At 64.9% G+C, this 15,471-nt stretch carries 13 protein-coding genes; 3 read left to right on the top strand and 10 right to left on the bottom strand.

The genetic code is table 11. The annotated features are described in order from the left end of the window. The first annotated feature begins 144 nt into the window (after positions 1 to 144). Together AC1DB0_RS23910 and AC1DB0_RS23905 are read left to right on the top strand one after the other, a co-directional pair. Positions 145 to 2,643 carry an AsmA family protein gene (locus AC1DB0_RS23910; RefSeq protein ID WP_454669784.1) on the top strand — a complete coding sequence of 833 codons (2,499 nt, stop codon included), beginning with the start codon at positions 145 to 147 and terminating at the stop codon, positions 2,641 to 2,643. Continuing rightward, entirely contained in the window at positions 2,640 to 3,050 is a 411-nt protein-coding gene (locus tag AC1DB0_RS23905; protein WP_054423136.1) for an MOSC N-terminal beta barrel domain-containing protein, read from the top strand. Before AC1DB0_RS23910 ends, AC1DB0_RS23905 begins: the two co-directional genes overlap by 4 nt. Before the next feature lie 45 nt (positions 3,051 to 3,095). Here the strand turns inward: AC1DB0_RS23905 and AC1DB0_RS23900 are convergent, their stop codons facing one another. From AC1DB0_RS23900 to rsmD, 4 genes are all read right to left on the bottom strand, one after another. Further along, entirely contained in the window at positions 3,096 to 4,319 is a 1,224-nt protein-coding gene (locus AC1DB0_RS23900) for a benzoate/H(+) symporter BenE family transporter (protein ID WP_054423135.1), read from the bottom strand. Then, positions 4,316 to 4,567 carry a YfhL family 4Fe-4S dicluster ferredoxin gene (locus tag AC1DB0_RS23895; protein WP_006221659.1) on the bottom strand — a complete coding sequence of 84 codons (252 nt, stop codon included), beginning with the start codon at positions 4,565 to 4,567 and terminating at the stop codon, positions 4,316 to 4,318. The genes AC1DB0_RS23900 and AC1DB0_RS23895 overlap by 4 nt, the downstream gene beginning before the upstream one ends. 106 nt (positions 4,568 to 4,673) lie before the next feature. Next, on the bottom strand, positions 4,674 to 5,177 hold the full coding sequence (gene coaD, locus AC1DB0_RS23890) for a pantetheine-phosphate adenylyltransferase (protein WP_046807920.1): 504 nt from the start codon (positions 5,175 to 5,177) through the stop codon (positions 4,674 to 4,676). A gap of 58 nt (positions 5,178 to 5,235) precedes the next feature. Continuing rightward, entirely contained in the window at positions 5,236 to 5,802 is a 567-nt protein-coding gene (gene rsmD, locus AC1DB0_RS23885) for a 16S rRNA (guanine(966)-N(2))-methyltransferase RsmD (protein ID WP_175170890.1), read from the bottom strand. Between the two features lie 253 nt (positions 5,803 to 6,055). Here rsmD and ftsY point away from each other — a divergent pair, with 253 nt between their 5' ends. Then, positions 6,056 to 7,210: a signal recognition particle-docking protein FtsY gene (gene ftsY / locus AC1DB0_RS23880; RefSeq protein WP_476758101.1), complete on the top strand. Its 1,155-nt coding sequence runs from the start codon at positions 6,056 to 6,058 to the stop codon at positions 7,208 to 7,210. Between the two features lie 70 nt (positions 7,211 to 7,280). On the opposite strand, the gene AC1DB0_RS23875 is transcribed toward ftsY, so the two are convergent. From AC1DB0_RS23875 to phnD, 6 genes are all read right to left on the bottom strand, one after another. After that, complete coding sequence (locus AC1DB0_RS23875) at positions 7,281 to 9,476, bottom strand: phosphocholine-specific phospholipase C (RefSeq protein WP_476758100.1); 2,196 nt, start codon at positions 9,474 to 9,476, stop codon at positions 7,281 to 7,283. 509 nt (positions 9,477 to 9,985) lie between these two features. Next, positions 9,986 to 11,644: a CYTH and CHAD domain-containing protein gene (locus AC1DB0_RS23870; RefSeq protein ID WP_476758099.1), complete on the bottom strand. Its 1,659-nt coding sequence runs from the start codon at positions 11,642 to 11,644 to the stop codon at positions 9,986 to 9,988. A 267-nt stretch (positions 11,645 to 11,911) separates the two neighbouring features. Continuing rightward, positions 11,912 to 12,736 carry a phosphonate ABC transporter, permease protein PhnE gene (gene phnE / locus AC1DB0_RS23865; protein WP_342066261.1) on the bottom strand — a complete coding sequence of 275 codons (825 nt, stop codon included), beginning with the start codon at positions 12,734 to 12,736 and terminating at the stop codon, positions 11,912 to 11,914. Further along, the gene (phnE, locus tag AC1DB0_RS23860; RefSeq protein ID WP_054423129.1) at positions 12,733 to 13,617 is read right to left on the bottom strand and encodes a phosphonate ABC transporter, permease protein PhnE; all 885 of its coding nucleotides are present in this window, start codon (positions 13,615 to 13,617) and stop codon (positions 12,733 to 12,735) included. Before phnE (AC1DB0_RS23860) ends, phnE (AC1DB0_RS23865) begins: the two co-directional genes overlap by 4 nt. After that, on the bottom strand, positions 13,614 to 14,384 hold the full coding sequence (phnC, locus tag AC1DB0_RS23855; RefSeq protein ID WP_447982618.1) for a phosphonate ABC transporter ATP-binding protein: 771 nt from the start codon (positions 14,382 to 14,384) through the stop codon (positions 13,614 to 13,616). Before phnC ends, phnE (AC1DB0_RS23860) begins: the two co-directional genes overlap by 4 nt. A 6-nt stretch (positions 14,385 to 14,390) precedes the next feature. Further along, positions 14,391 to 15,389 (bottom strand): phosphate/phosphite/phosphonate ABC transporter substrate-binding protein, encoded by a 999-nt coding sequence (phnD, locus tag AC1DB0_RS23850; protein WP_476758753.1) that lies wholly within the window; start codon positions 15,387 to 15,389, stop codon positions 14,391 to 14,393. Positions 15,390 to 15,471 lie beyond the last annotated feature (82 nt).

The following is a 15,471-nucleotide window of genomic DNA, read 5'->3' as shown; positions in this document are numbered from 1 at the left end:
GGCTTTCGGCAGTAGCGAGGACTCGCCCTAAAAGGCAGATAGCTCCAATTGGCGTGTGGTTTTCCACCGCTACAGCACCACCCCCGCGCTTGGCGCGGTGGGCGGCATTCAAGGATTTMCAGTCGAGGTACCGACGGGGCGGCAATGAAAACGTGGTTCAAGCGCATTTTGATAGGCCTGGTGGTGTTGGTTGTCGTGGCCGTCGTTGGCCTGGCCATCTTCTTGCTGACGTTCGACCCCAACGCGTACAAGTACAAGCTCGAAGAGCTTGTCCAGGAACGCTATCACCGCACACTCACGATCGATGGCGAGATCGAGCTTTCGCTCTTCCCGCGCATTGGTCTGTCGGTGCAGGGCGTGTCCCTGTCCGAGCCCAATAGCCCCGACACCTTCGCGTCCATTGAAAGCACCCGCCTGGCGGTGGCCGTGTGGCCGCTGCTGTCGAACAGCTTCGTGGTGGACCACGTGGCCATCAGCGGCTTCAAGGCGCGTGTGGTGCGCGGCAAAGACGGCCAGTTCAACTTCAGCAACCTCGTAGGCGGCGCGTCCGCCACCACGACGGCGCCGTCCAACCCCGCCGAAGCGCTGGTAGGCGCCGCCCAGACTGCGGCCCAAGCCATCACCAGCGGCACCTTGCCCGCGTCGCGCAACAACATGCAGATCGACATCGCCGGGCTGGACTTGAAAGACGGCGAAGTGCAGTTGCAGGACGAGATTTCGGGCATGGCCGTGGCGGTTACGAAGATCAACGCCAACACCGGCCGCGTCACGTTCAACCAGCCGTTCGATGTGCGCCTGACGGCGCGCGTTGAAGGCGGCAACCCGCGTGTGGACGCCAACCTGACCGGGCAGGCCCTGCTGACGCTGGACCCGTCCGCCAAGCGCTACGCCGCCCAGAAGCTGGACTTGCGCATGGACGGCAAGTTGCCTGGCGCCGAGGCCAAGAGCCTGGCGGTGCGTGGCAACCTGGCTTTCAATGGCCAGAAATCGGCGCTGGATGTGGCCGGCCTGGAAGTGGTTTTCCAGGGCGATATCACCGACCCCGCCGCGCGCGCCACCGGCGTGGAAGCCAGCGTGGCGATGCCGAAGCTGGCAATCGACCCGCACAAGAGTCAATTGCAGATTGAAAAGCTGGCCATTCGCGCCAAGGGCGGTTCGGCGGATGGTCCGTTTGAGCTGGCGGTGGATGCGCCTGCGCTGAATATTTCGCCTGCGTCGGCCACCGGTGAAGCGCTGACCGGCCGCGTGCGCGTCAGCGGCCTGGACGCCAGCTTTGGTTTGAACGGCATCAGCGGCAACGCCGCCGAGCTGGACATCAAAGAAGCCAAGGTGGACAGCACGTCCAAGAATGGCGACCGCGTGGTCAAGCTGAACTTTGCGTCGCCGCTGACCTTGAACCTGCTGCAACGTAGCGGCGGCCTGGCGGCGTTGCGCGGTGACGTCAACATCACCGACCCGGGCCTGCCCAAGGGCAGCCTGCAGATTCCGGTGATCGGCAGCTTGAACGTGGACCTGCTGAAAGATCAGGCCACCAGCAAGATCAACGCCGTGCTCGAAGGCGGCAAGTTCGACCTGAGTGCCGACATCACCAAGCTGTCTACCTCGCCCGCCGTGAACTTTGCGTTGGCCGTGGACACGCTGGATCTGGACAAGCTGGTGCCGCCCGTTGTGGCTGCGCCGCCCAAGCCGCCCGCTGATGGCAAGAAGGACGACTCCAAGCCGGCGCAACCGGCCGCGCCTGCCGCACCCGCAGACGACACGATTGATCTGTCGGCGCTGGTTGGCCCCAGCGTCAACGGCACCTTGAAGGTGGGCAAGCTCGTCATGCGCGGCCTGAAGGCCGACGACGTGGCCGCCGCCGTCAAACTGGACAAGGGCAAGCTCGATATCTCCAGCCTTACCGCCGGCCTGTACGGCGGCAAGCTGGCGGGTGCGTTGTCGGTGGACGCTGCGCAAGGCAATCAGCTGGCCACGAAGATGTCGCTGGCGGGTATTTCCATTGAGCCCTTGCTGATGGACCTGGCCAAGCAAAACGTGCTGAGCGGCACCGGCAGCCTGGCGCTGGACCTGAAGACCGCGGGCGCCAACGCCTACGCCATGAAGAGCGGGCTGGGCGGCACGGTGCAAGTGCGCCTGCGCGATGGCGCGGTCAAGGGCATCAACCTGACGCAGACGCTGCGCGAGCTGAAGGCCGCTTTCACGGCAGAATCGCAGAACGAAACAGTGCCGGCCGACACCAGCAAGCAGACCGAATTCTCGGAGATGGACGCGGACCTGGCCTTCACCAAGGGCGTGGCGACGGTCAAGCGCTTGAACGTCGTGTCGCCGTTGCTGCGCGTGACCCAAGGCGATCCGGCCACCATCGACTTCGTGAAGAATGAGCTGGACTTGGTGGCGCGCGCGCGCGTCGTCAATCCGGCCGCGACCGACGAAGGCAAAGAGCTGATCGACCTGAAGGACGTGACCATCCCCGTGCACCTCAAAGGCCCGTTCGACAAGCCCACCTACACGCTGCTGTGGAAAGACGCCATCGGCGGCATTCTCAAACGCAGCCTGGAGAACAAGCTGCGCGAAGCGGTCACCGGCAAGGGCAAGAATGGCGCGGCGGTGGACAAGGCGCTGAAGGGTCTGCTGGGCCGATGAGCACCGATTCCCTCCCGCGCGACGTTCCGTCCGATTTCCAGCCCATTGCGGAATGCGGCGTCACGCCGCAACCCAATGCGGCCGCCTATCACCGTCAATGGCTGGTGGCCAACGATTCCGGCCAATGGCTGAACCGCGAACTGTGCCCCAAGCTTGCCGACGTGTCGGTGGAGCTGCGCCTGGGCTATCTGGTGCTGAAGGCGCCGGGCATGCTGCGCATGGATATTCCGCTGGACGTCATCGAAGACGACGACAGCGTGCGCTACAGCATGAAGGTGGGCGAGCAGACGATTGACGTCGTTGACGAAGGCGAACTTGCCGCCGCGTGGATTTCAAATTTTGTGCAGGTGCCTTGCCGCATCATGAAAGTGCACCCGGATACGCCCGTGGCCGCCTGGCCGGCGTGATTGCTTTGAAGCGCTTGACGCTTTCCTAGCGGCCGGCGGGGCGGTTTATGCCCCGGCGCGCGCCCGCTTGTATTCGAATGCGGTGTGCGCCAGCAGGCCCGCCGCCAGGCCCCAGAAGGCCGACCCGATTCCCCAGAAACTGAACCCCGACGCCGTCGCCAGCAAGGTGATGAGCGCGGCTTCGCGCCGTTGCGGGTTGGCCATGGCGGCGGCCATGCCGCCCATGATGGTGCCCAGCAAGGCCAGGCCCGCCAGCGCCGCCAGCAGCGCGGCAGGCAAGGCCTGGAAGAAGACGGCGACCGCACCCGCGACAAGGCTCAGGCCCACATAGCCCAGCCCATACGTGGCGGCGGCGATATAGCGTTTGCCGGGGTCGGGATGCGCTTCGGGGCCGGTGCAGATGGCGGCGCTGATGGCGCCCATCGTCACGCTGTGCGCGCCAAACGGGGCGGCCAGCAAGCCCAAGAGGCCCGTGGCGGCCACCAAACGCGACGCAGGGGGGCGGTAGCCCGCCGCTTGCAGAATGGCCAAGCCGGGCAGGTTTTGCGACGCCATGGCGACCACAAACAAGGGAATCCCCAAGCTGACCGCAGCCTGCGCGCTGAAGGCGGGCGTGGTCCAGACGAATTCGGTAAGCCGCCAGTCCAGCAGGTTCAGCTGCATCAGGTCGAGCGCGAACGCCAGGGCGACGGCCACCGCCATCACCACCAGCACCGCGTAGCGCGGCGCCCAGCGCCGGCACAGCAGGTAGGCGGCGCACATCGTCAGCACCAGCGCCGGTTGCTTGCTGATGTTGGTGAAGATACCCATGCCGAAATTGAGCAGCACGCCAGCCAGCATCGCGGCGGCGACTTCGCCGGGGATGCGGCGCAAGATGGGGTCGATCCAGCCAAACAGGCCACAGGCCAGCGTCAGCCCGGCCGCCAGCACGAACGCGCCGATGGCTTCATTGAAGGGCACGCCCGCCAGCGCCGTCACCAGCAAGGCCGCGCCGGGTGTGGACCACGCCATGACAATCGGCAGACCCGTGCGCAGGCTGTAGAACGCGCCGCCCAGCCCCAGCACGAGACTCAGCGAGCCAATCCATGAGCCGATGCGCGCCGCGTCCAGCCCGGCCGCGTGGCCGGCTTGCACCATCAGCACGGCGGTGCCGCCAAAGCTGACCAGCACGGCCACGAGGCCAGCCGCGATCGCCGACGCGGAGATGTCGCGGCGGGCGTGGTGGGAAGCGGGGGGAAGGTTGATGCCTGTCTGTGTGGCGTCGCTCATGCGGCACCGGTCAGGCGGCGGTACTTGGCCATGAGCTGTTCCTGGCCTTCGTTCCATTGCGGGTGCAGTTCAATGCACTCCACCGGACACACCACCTTGCACTGAGGCTCGTCGTGATGGCCGACGCACTCCGTGCATTTGTCGGGATCAATGACGTAATAGTCATCGCCCATGGAAATTGCGTCGTTCGGGCACTGGGGCTCGCAAACGTCGCAATTGATACATTCTTCGGTGATGAGCAGGGCCATGATGGGCAGCAGGGTTAAGCCAGAGGCGGCTTGATTGTACTGCCGGGCCGCAAAACGCAAGAAGGGCGCATTGAGCGCCCTTCAAGGATGGTGCCACGCGGGCGGGTCAGCCCGGCCAGGACTGCTCGCGGCGTTCCTTGGCCTTTTCCTGCAACCAGCGTTCCACGGACGGGAACACGAACTTGCTGACGTCGCCGCCCAGCTGGGCGATTTCGCGCACGATGGTGCCCGAGATGAACTGGTATTGGTCCGACGGCGTCATGAACAGGGTTTCAACGTCGGGCAGCAGATGGCGGTTCATGCCGGCCATCTGGAATTCGTATTCAAAGTCGGACACGGCGCGCAGGCCGCGCACGATGACGCGCCCGTTCTGGTCGCGGACGAAATCCTTCAACAGACCGCCGAAGCTTTGCACTTCCACGTTGGGATAGTGGCCCAGCACTTCGCGGGCGATTTCCACGCGCTCGTCGATGCTGAAGAAAGGCTTCTTGTTGCGGCTGTGGGCGATGCCCACAACGACCTTGTCGAAAAGCGTGGCCGCACGGCGGACCAAGTCTTCGTGGCCCCGGGTCAGCGGGTCAAAAGTGCCGGGATATACAGCGATGATCATGCGAGCTCCGTACCGTTATTAGTGGTGTACACCATCCTCCGAAGCTCGGATTATTGATCTATTTGCGCAATGCAGCAAATTCCAGCAGGTGGTAGTGCACCGCGCCTGCCTTGTCCTGCCGCAAGATCTGAAATCCTTCGGGGGCTTCGATGGGGGTTTCCGCCTCGACGTAGACTAGCCCATGCTCGCTGAGAATACCCGGCAGGATCGGCCACAGGCGCGGCAGCCAGCCCTGTCCGAAGGGCGGGTCCAACAGGATGAGGTCAAATCGGGACGCATCCATCCGTTCGGCGACCTGCATCGCATCGCCCACATGGATGCGTATCATGTCGGCTTTGAGCTTGTCGCGCAGTGTCCGCAGCGCGGACGCAGCGGTCTTGTCCCGCTCGACCATCTGCACATGCGCCACGCCGCGTGACGCCGCCTCGAAACCCAGGGCGCCGCTGCCGGCGAACAGATCCAGTACCTGTTTGTCGGCGAATTCGCCGGCCCACAGATGATTCAACCAGTTGAACAGCGTCTCGCGCACCCGGTCGGGCGTGGGGCGCAGCGTCTCCACGTCGGGCACGACGATGGGGGTGCGCCTGTATTGGCCGCCGACGATACGAATATACTTGTTACCCATGTTTAGCCGCTTCTTCAAGAAAAAATCCCCTCCGCCCGCCGCGCCGGTCCAGCCCGCGCCGCCGCCAGAGGTCGTGGACGCCGTTGTCGCGCCCGTAGCACCCGCCGCCGCGCCGGTGATTCCTGCGCCGGCACCGGCTCCAGTTCCTGCTGCTGCTCCGGTTTCACCGCCGGTTTCGTCGCCKGTAGCCGCGCCCATCGCGCCTGCACCGGTTGCCGCTCCCTCCGTGGCCACGCCGCCGGTGGCCCCGGCAATGTCGCCTGCGCCAGCTACCCCGGCAGCACCGCCCGCACCGGCTTTCGAGCGGGTACGCGCCGATGCGCCAGTCGCGGCTCCGGCGCCTGTACCTGCCGCGCCCGCCCCGATTGTGACGCCGCCGCCTGTCGTTGCCGCACCTGCACCGGTACCCGCCGCAGTCGTCCCAGCCCCAGCCCCAGCCCCAGCCCCAGCCCCAGCCCCAGCTCCAACCCCTGAACCCGCTGCCGAGGCGCCCAAGAAGGCGTCGTGGCTGTCGCGCTTGAAGCAGGGCTTGTCGCGCACCGGTCAAAGCATTGGCGGCATTTTCGTCGGCGTCAAGGTCGACGAAAACCTGTTCGAGGAACTCGAATCGGCGCTCATTATGGCCGATGCGGGCCTGGAGGCCACCGAGAAGCTGCTGACCGCGCTGCGTGCGCGCGTCAAGAAAGAACGCATTGAAGACCCGGCCAAGGTCAAGACGGCGCTGCGCCAATTGTTGGCCGATCACCTGCGACCGCTGGAACGCGGCTTCAACTTGACCAGCGCCAAACCGCTGGTGGTGATGATTGCCGGCGTGAACGGCGCGGGCAAGACGACCTCCATCGGCAAGCTTGCGCACACGTTCCAGCGCCAGGGCGCCAGCGTGCTCTTGGCCGCGGGCGATACCTTCCGCGCTGCCGCCCGCGAGCAGCTCGTGGAATGGGGCAGCCGCAACAACGTCAGCGTGATTTCGCAGGATGGCGGCGACCCCGCCGCCGTCGCGTTTGACGCGGTGAACGCGGGCCGCGCGCGCGGCATGGGCGTGGTCATGGTGGATACCGCCGGCCGCTTGCCCACGCAGCTGCACTTGATGGAAGAACTGAAGAAGATCCGCCGCGTCATCGGCAAGGCGGATGCGGCAGCGCCTCACGAAGTGCTGTTGGTGGTGGACGGCAACACGGGGCAGAACGCCTTGGCGCAGATCCGCGCGTTTGATGCGGCCATCAATCTGACGGGCCTCGTCGTGACGAAGCTGGACGGCACCGCCAAGGGCGGCACGCTGGCTGCCGTGGCGGCGGGCAGCCAGGGCGTGCGCCCGATTCCGGTGTACTGGATCGGCGTGGGTGAAAGCCTGGAAGACCTTCAGCCCTTCGTCGCGGACGAATTCGCCGCGGCGCTGCTTGCAGACTAATCGCCAACTGAAGGCCGATTGATCCTCAACGAATCGCCGGCAGATCATCCATTGATCGCCGGCGAATTCCTTACTCCATCTTCCCCATCGCCGGATCGCTGACGGCATCTTTCCCCGTCTCCATGCGTCCGGCGAAGCGGCGCTGGAAGGCGGCGTAGCCGTTGCAGGCGACGGAAAAGTCGTACCACTGCCCGCTGTCCGTGACGGGCCAGCTCAACTCGCCGACCTGGCCCGCGTCGACCGTGACCGTCCATGGCCCATCGTTGCGGTACGCCATGGCCTGCACCGTGAACGTGCAGGCCGCGCTGCCGTTGTTGTGCAGCTTGACCTGCATCTGCGGGTCGTCACAAGGCACATAGCAGACCTGGATCTCGGGCTGCGTTCCCCCCGTTTGCAGCAGATCGCCCGCGAAGGCGCGGTGATAGCCGTTGGGGCCAAGCACCCACAAGTCGTACTTGCCGCTGTCGGCGGATACGTCCCAGACGTCGTCCAGCGACTTGCCTGCCTCGACCACATAACGGCGCGGGATGCGGTCCAGATGCAGCTTGTCGTATACATGGAAAACCGCAGCCGTCTTGCCGGTGCTGGCGTTGGCGAACAGCAATTGAACGCGGTTTTCACGCGCCGCTTCGCGCGCGCTGGTGTGCAGCTCGTAGGGCAGGGCGCGCGACGGGCGTGTGCCCTCTGCTTGCTTGGCCAGCGTCTGCTGCGTCGGAATCGCGATGGCGGGCTGCGCTTCCTGCCAGGTGGTCAGGCCGTCGGCGTCCGTCTTTGTCGTGCGGCCCGGCAAGGTCGGCATGCTGGCGCTGTTGGGCGACACGAAATTCAAGGTGGACGTCAGGTCACCGCACACGGCGCGGCGAAATGCGCTGATGTTGGGTTCGACAACCCCGAAGCGTTGCTCAAGAAAGCGCAGCGCAGACGTGTGATCGAACACTTGCGAATTGACCCAGCCGCCACGGCTCCAGGGGGATATCACCCACATCGGCACACGCATGCCGGGGCCGAAGGGCTTGCCGTCGGCAGTCAGCTGCTTGGGCGTGGCGGGCGGATACGTGAAGTATTCAAACGCCATCTCGGCGTCCGTCATCGTCGACTTGCCGGCGAGCGTGCCGTCGTCGTTGCGTGACGGCGCGGACGGCGTGGGCATGTGGTCGAAGAAGCCGTCGTTCTCGTCGTAGGTGACCAGGAACACGGTCTTGCTCCAGACCTCGGGCGATTGCGTCAGCGCGTCCAGCGCCGCCTGGATGTACCACGCGCCCTTGGCCGGGCTGGAGGGGCCGGGGTGTTCGCTGTAGGCAGCGGGCGGAATGATCCACGACACTTCGGGCAGCGTGCCGTTGGCGACGTCGTCGCGCAGGCTTTGCAGGAAACCGCCGTCGGGCATCGTGTTGCCGAAGCCCTTGGCCAGCGGGCTGAATTGATCGTCGATGGCGGGGTTGTAGGCCGGGCCGCCCTGGTTCGTGACCTGGCGGTCTGCCGGCATTTTTTCGATCTCGGCGCGCCAGTGCCGAAAGCTCATCATTTCGTTGCAGCCGAAGTTGTCGGGGATGTTCTGGTAGACCTTCCAGCTGACGCCGGCGGCTTGCAGGCGGTCGGCATAGGTCGTCCACGTCCAGCCTTCGGTGGATGGGCCGACGTCGGCGCCGTCGTTCATTTCATTCATCACCACCGACACGTTATCGCCCGATGGGCCGTTAGTGCCGGTCCAGAAGAACAAGCGGTTGGGGATCGTGCCGGCGTGCATCGAGCAGTGGTAGTTGTCGCACAGCGTGAAGGCGTCGGCCAGCGCGCGGTGGAACGGCACTTCGGCGGTTTCGTAATAGCCCATCGACAGCGGCTGCTTGGCGCTGGGCCATTTGTTCATACGGCCGTGGTCCCACGCGGCCTGACAGTTCGGCCACGAGTGCGGCGTGCTGCCCGCGCGCTGCGCGTTGCCCAGCGCTGCGTCCAGGTGATAGGGCAATTCTTCCGTGCCGTCGCTGCGTGTCTGGTGGAACACGTTCTTGCCGTTGGCCAGCGGAATGGGGAAGCGGTCACCAAACCCGCGCACGCCCGGGAATGTGCCGAAGTAGCCGTCAAAGGAACGGTTTTCCAGCATCAGCAGCACGACGTGTTTGACGTCCTGAATCGTGCCGGTGGGGCTGCTGGCTTCAATCGCCAGCGCGCGGCGGATGCTGGGCGGGAACATCGACAAGGCGCTGACGGCGGCGGTGGCCCCCAGCGTGGTCTTGAAGAACTTGCGTTTGGATGCGTCGAACGACATTGGCTGTGTCTCCTGCGGGTCTGCGATGAACGGGCTCATGGGGCGCAATGCGTGGCGCACGCCGCGGGGGGCGGGGCGGGCGTCGTCGGCGTCGTGGGGGGAGCGGGTTCGTCCGAGTCGTTGTCGTCACCGCCGCAAGCGGACAGCGTGAACACAAGCGACAGGGCGCAGAAGGCCAACAGGCCTCGTCTTGCATGGGCGAGCAAGGGGGAAGTGGTTTCCATGGTTCGGTCTATGTGGATGGGCTGACGGCGCGCAGGGCCGTTGCCGTCACAGAGGACGAATGCCGGGCGGATGCTGCGGGCCACGAAGGCGCCCGGCGCGTGTTGGCCGGACGACAGCGATCCAGTATTGGTGCCACGGATGTCGTTAACTTGACAGCAAGCTGACCCGTTGCTGTCTATGGCCCCTTTTTTGAAACGCAGTGCGAGATGCGTGTCGAGGTGCAAGCCGCACAAGCGGCTGTCGTGAAAATCGGGTAGCGCAGGCGCCCGCGCGCCCGACCCCGGTTACTTCCAGAACGGCTTGCTCTTTGCCAATTCCTCGAACGCCTTCTGGGCATCCACCGCCAGCTCTTCCAGGCGTGCGCTGATCCAGCCCAGCGCGAACCAGGCTTGCGGATGCGTGGCCGTACACGACTCGTAGTAGTCGCGCGCTACCGCCAGATCATTGATCTCGCCCAGCACGTCCTGCACCTTGGACAGCAGCTTGCGATAGCCGCGCAGCTTGGCGGCGGGCAGCAGCGATTCGGCGAACGCCAGGCTGTAGCGCAGCCGCTTGCCGCGCTTGCGCAGCTCGTGGCGCGTGGGAATGTCCAGCGTGGCGAATTGCGTGCCTTGATCCGCCACCTTGCTATGCCAGCGATGCAGGCGGCGAGCCAGCTGCTTGTGCAAGCGTTGCGGCTCGGGTTCGGGCGCCAGCATCGGGATGATGGTGGGCTTGACGCTCGGCCCAGCCACCCCGCCTTCCAGGCGGATCGCGGGTTCGGGCGCGGCGTCGCTGGGCGTGCCGTTGGCGATCGTCATGCCGTCGTTGGCCGGCATGGCGGGCGGCACCTCCAGGCTCCATTCCAGCAACTCAAGCAACCAGGCTTGAAAGCCCTTGCCGCCCGCGATGGTCTGCGCGTCTTCTTCAGGCGGCGGGGCTTCCATCGGAATCACGGGCATGCCGGCGCGCATCAGCGCGGGCGCCACGGTTTCGTTCAACACGTCTTGGTCGCGGTTGGCGCCGAATGCGCCGAAGTGCGTGCGCGCGCCTTCCAGCAGCGCGTCCGGCACCGGCGCAATCCAGCCGTCGAAGAGTTTCCACGCCGAACGCAGCCGGCGCACGCCCACGCGCAATTGATGCACGTGTTCGGAATTGCCGGCGCGGTACACGCCTTCGGTGTCCACTTCGGCCAGCACTGAAGCGTTGCGCGCGATCTGGTCCAGGCATTCGGCGGCGATGCGGCCCATGGCTTGCGACGGCGTCATGTCGTCGCGCAGCTTGACGGAGCTTGCCGTGCGCGGCGCCCAGAATTGTGCAATGGCTTGGGCGCGGCGGGTTTCCAGATCGTCGCCCGGCGCGGCGTCTACGTCGGCCAGGCGTTCTGCCAACTGCGCCAGCGCGTCGCCGCGTTCAGATTTGCTGCGCGGGTCCAGCACCAGGCTATGGCGCTGCTGCCAGCCGCGCGCGGTGGCGAAGATGGCGGCGGGGCGGCCGGACACGAGTTCGAATTCCAGTTCGGAAATGGGCAGTTCCAACGCGCCCGCGCGCAGGATGCCGGTGTCGTACGCGAGTTCCACCGTGCCGTAGCGCGTGCGGACCTTGCGCAAGAGGCGCTGCACGTCGGTTTCATAACGCAGGCCTAGTTCGCCTTTGATGGCGGCAAGCGCGCTTTCAACTTCGGTGCCGGCATAGACCGACAAATCCAGCACGGGCCCGGGGCGGGGATGGTTCAGTTCAATGCGCGTGATGGCGTTGATGCCCGGCATCTTCAGCGTCTGCACCCAGTCGCTGCCTTCCTGGCGCAAGCGGATCGCGATGCGCGCCCGCGCCAGTTCGCGTTCGGGCGTGTCGAAATACATGGCATGCAAACGGACGCGCGTGGCTTCGCGTTGCTTGATTTCGCGCAGCACGGCCTGGCGGGACGCCGTGGGCACGTGCAGCTTCAATTCCTGTTCCGACATGGCGATGGGTGTCCAACGGCAAAAGCCGAGATCTTAATCAACCCGGGGGCGGGATTTGATGACCGTTCATATTTTGTTCACATTGAGCATAGACGTGTTCGCAATCGCCGGACAAGCTGCACCGCAACCGCGACAAGAAAAAAGCGCCGCCCCTTTTCAAGGGCGGCGCCAAGGAGCGCTGGTCAGGGGAAACCGACAAGCGTTAAACAGGGACGCTAAGCATGCGCATAAAGGATGCGCACTACAGGATGCGCACCACAGCGTGCGTCACAAGATTCGCTTACGCGCCTGGGTAATGATGATTTCGGCCAGCACCACCACCACGAAGATCGCGGCCAGCACCAGCGCCACACGATCCCACTGGAACAGGTTCAGCGCCGTGTCCAGCGCCATGCCGATGCCGCCTGCGCCCACCAGCCCCAACACGGCGGATTCGCGCACGTTGATGTCCCAGCGCAGCAGCACAATCGACCAGAACGCCGGACGAATCTGCGGCCAGTAGGCGTACCACAGCACCGAACCCTTGCTGGCGCCCGTGGCGGTCACGGCTTCGATGGGGCCGCGCTGCGCCTCTTCGATGGCTTCGCCCACCAGCTTGCCCACGAACCCGATCGAGCGGAACGCAATGGCCAGCGTGCCGGCCAGCGCGCCGGGTCCGAAGATGGCGATGAACAGCAGCGCCCAGACCAGCGAATTGACCGAGCGGCTGGACACCAGAATCAGCCGGGCCAGCATGTTGATGGTCTTGCTGGGCGTCAGGTTGTTGGCCGCCAGCAGGCCCACCGGCACCGCCATGAAGACGGACAGAATGGTGCCCAGTGTGGCGATGTGCAGCGTTTCGATCAGCGCGTTGTGCACGCCATCCGGGTAGTAAGCCCAGTCGATCGGCCACATGCGGCGAAACAGGTCGGCCATCTGCTCGGGGGCGTCATACAGGAACTCCGGTATGACTTCCACGCCGCGAATGGCTTGCACAATGGCGGCCACCACCAGCAGATACAGCGCAAAGCGCAGCAGCCGCTGGCCCATGCTGTAGCGCTGCCACACGCGTGGCGAACCGGCCGGGTTCAAGGTAGAGGCATGGGTGTTCATTCTTCCACCTCCGCCTTGCGGGCCGCCGGCGGTTTGCCGGCGCTGATGCCGCGTGCGCCGGCAAAGCGGCCTTGCAGGATGCGGTCAAAGCCCAGGTTGTCCAGGAACACGGCGCGCACGAAGCCCGCAATGATTTCGCCCAGCATGATGATGGCGATCAGCGTCAGCAGGATGGCGCTGACGAAGTCGTAATCAAAGCGCTGGAAGGCCGAGAACAGCGTGCCGCCCACCCCGCCCGCGCCCACGATACCCACCATGGTGGAGTTGCGCAGGTTGGAGTCGAATTGATAGGTGGCAAAGCCGATGAAGCGCGCGAACACCTGCGGCAGCACGCCAAAGATGATCACGTTGGCGAACGACGCGCCGCTTGCGCGCACCGCTTCCACCTGCTTGAGCGATATCTCTTCGATGGCTTCGGTGAACAGCTTGCCGATGAAGCCGATAGACGCCACCGTCAACGCCAGAATGCCCGCCAGCGCGCCAAAGCCCACGGCCTTGACGAACAGAATGGCGACGATGACCGGGTGCAGCGCGCGGCACAAGGCTACGAGCGAACGCGCGGGCCACGACACCCAGGCCGGCATCATGTTGCGCGCGCCCAATAGGCCCACGGGCAGCGCGAACAGAATGCCCAGCACCGAGGCCAGCACGGCAATTTCCAGGCTTTCCGCAATGCCCTTCCACAAGGTGGCGGGCTTTTCGAAATTGGGCGGGAACATGCGCGAAAGAAACGTCGACGCATGCCCCATGCCGGTTTCAAAGCGCGCCCAGCTGAAATCCAGCTGCGCGCCGGCATACACGGTGTAGATCAGCAGCAGCACCAGGCCCGCCTTGGCGCGCCCGGACATGGCAAAGGGGCGGTTGCCCTGAGGGTGCGTCATTCCAGCCAAGACTCGCCTCCGTAGATCGTCTTGAGCATGGTGGCATCCAGCCCCTGGCCGTCGCCGTCATAGACCACATGCCCGCCGGACATGCCGACGATGCGGGTGGCGTAGCGGCGCGCAAGCTCCACGTCGTGAATGTTCACGATGACGGGAATGCCGGTGGCGCTGCCCTGCACGGACAGCAGCTCCATGATTTCAACCGAGGTCTTCGGGTCGAGCGACGACGTCGGCTCGTCTGCCAGCAGCAGTTGCGGGCGCTGCATCAGCGCGCGGGCGATGCCTACGCGCTGGCGCTGGCCGCCCGACAAGGCATCCGCGCGCTGGTCGGCAAAGCCCGCCAGGCCGACGGTATCCAGCAGCTTGTAGGCGTGCTCGATATCTTCGGGTTCGAAGCGGCGCATCCAGGCCTTGAGCGCCGAGGTGTAGCCCAGCCGGCCCGTCAGCAGGTTTTCCATGACGGTCAGGCGTTCAACCAGGTTGTATTCCTGGAACACCATGCCGATGCGCCGGCGCGCACGGCGCAACGACGCGCCACGCACACGGGCCAGGTCCACGGTGCCTTCCTTGGACTGCAACACGATCTCGCCCTGGGTGGGTTCGATCAGCCGGTTGATGCAACGCAGAAGCGTGCTTTTGCCGGTGCCGGAAGGGCCGATGATGGCGGTCAGGCCTTGGCCGGCGACTTCAAGGTTGATGCCATTGAGAACCGGCCGGCCGGCCCGGTATTCCTTGACCAGGCCGGAAATGCGTAGCGACGTCGTCATGCTGGATTACTTCTTGCTCTTTGCGGATTCGCGGTCGTAGGCGGCGCGGTTGAAGCTTTCGCCACCCGATTCAGCCACCTGGCGGACGATGGCCCAGTCTTTCTGGTAGGTCACCGGATAGAAGCGGTCGGCGCCATCAAAGGCCTTCGACATTTCCGCGGGGAAGYGGTAGTCGTAGAAGCACTTGAGCATCTGGTCGCGGAACTTCGGCTCCAGGTCATGCGCGTAGGCGAACGACGAGGTGGGGAATTTTTCGCTGCGGTAGATCACGCGGAAGTCGGCTTCCTTGACCTGGCCGCGTTCGACCATGCGCTTGAAAACGTCGGAGGCCACGGCGGCGGCGTCGTAATCGCCCGAGTTCACGCCCATGACGGACTGGTCGTGCTTGCCCGAGAAGACCACCTTGTAGTCCTTGTCCGGCGTCAGGCCTTCCTTGGGGAACAGCGCCACGGGCGCCATGTGGCCGGAGTTCGACGACGGTGCGGTGTGCGCGAGCTTCTTGCCCTTCAGGTCGGTCAGCTTCTGGTAGGGGCTGTCTTTCTTGACGATGACGATCAGGTTGTAGCCCTGGAAGCCGTCGGCATAACCCTTCACGGCAAACGGCACGGCGCCCGCGATGTTTACGGCGAAGGCGGTGGGGCCGGTCGAGAAACCGCCCACGTGCAAGCGGCCCGAGCGCATGGCTTCGATTTCGGCGGCGTTGCTTTGCACTTGATAGAACACGACGCGCTTGCCCGTGCATTCGGACAGGTGCTTGGTGAAGGGCTTGAAGATGTCTTCGTAGACCGCCGGGTCTTCCACCGGGGTGTAGGTGAACACCAGGGTAGACGGGGTCTTCTGCTTGGACGCGTCGGCGGGCGTGTCCGCCACCAAATCCTTGTTGGCGTCGCAGTACATCTGGTCCAGATCACCGCGGTTGGAGCAGGTGTCGGCGGCCTGGGCGGCCGTGCCGCCAAAAGCGAATGCGGCCAGGGCGGCCGCTTGCAATAGACGCATCGCGTGCATGGTTTGTCTCCTCTTATGGGATGAATTTGAATATTTCCTGAATTCAAACACACAAGAGGGGACAGGCACACTTGGGAAAGTC

Source organism: Achromobacter sp. 10T422, assembly GCF_056394065.1.
This window is presented reverse-complemented; position numbering and strand designations above follow the sequence as displayed.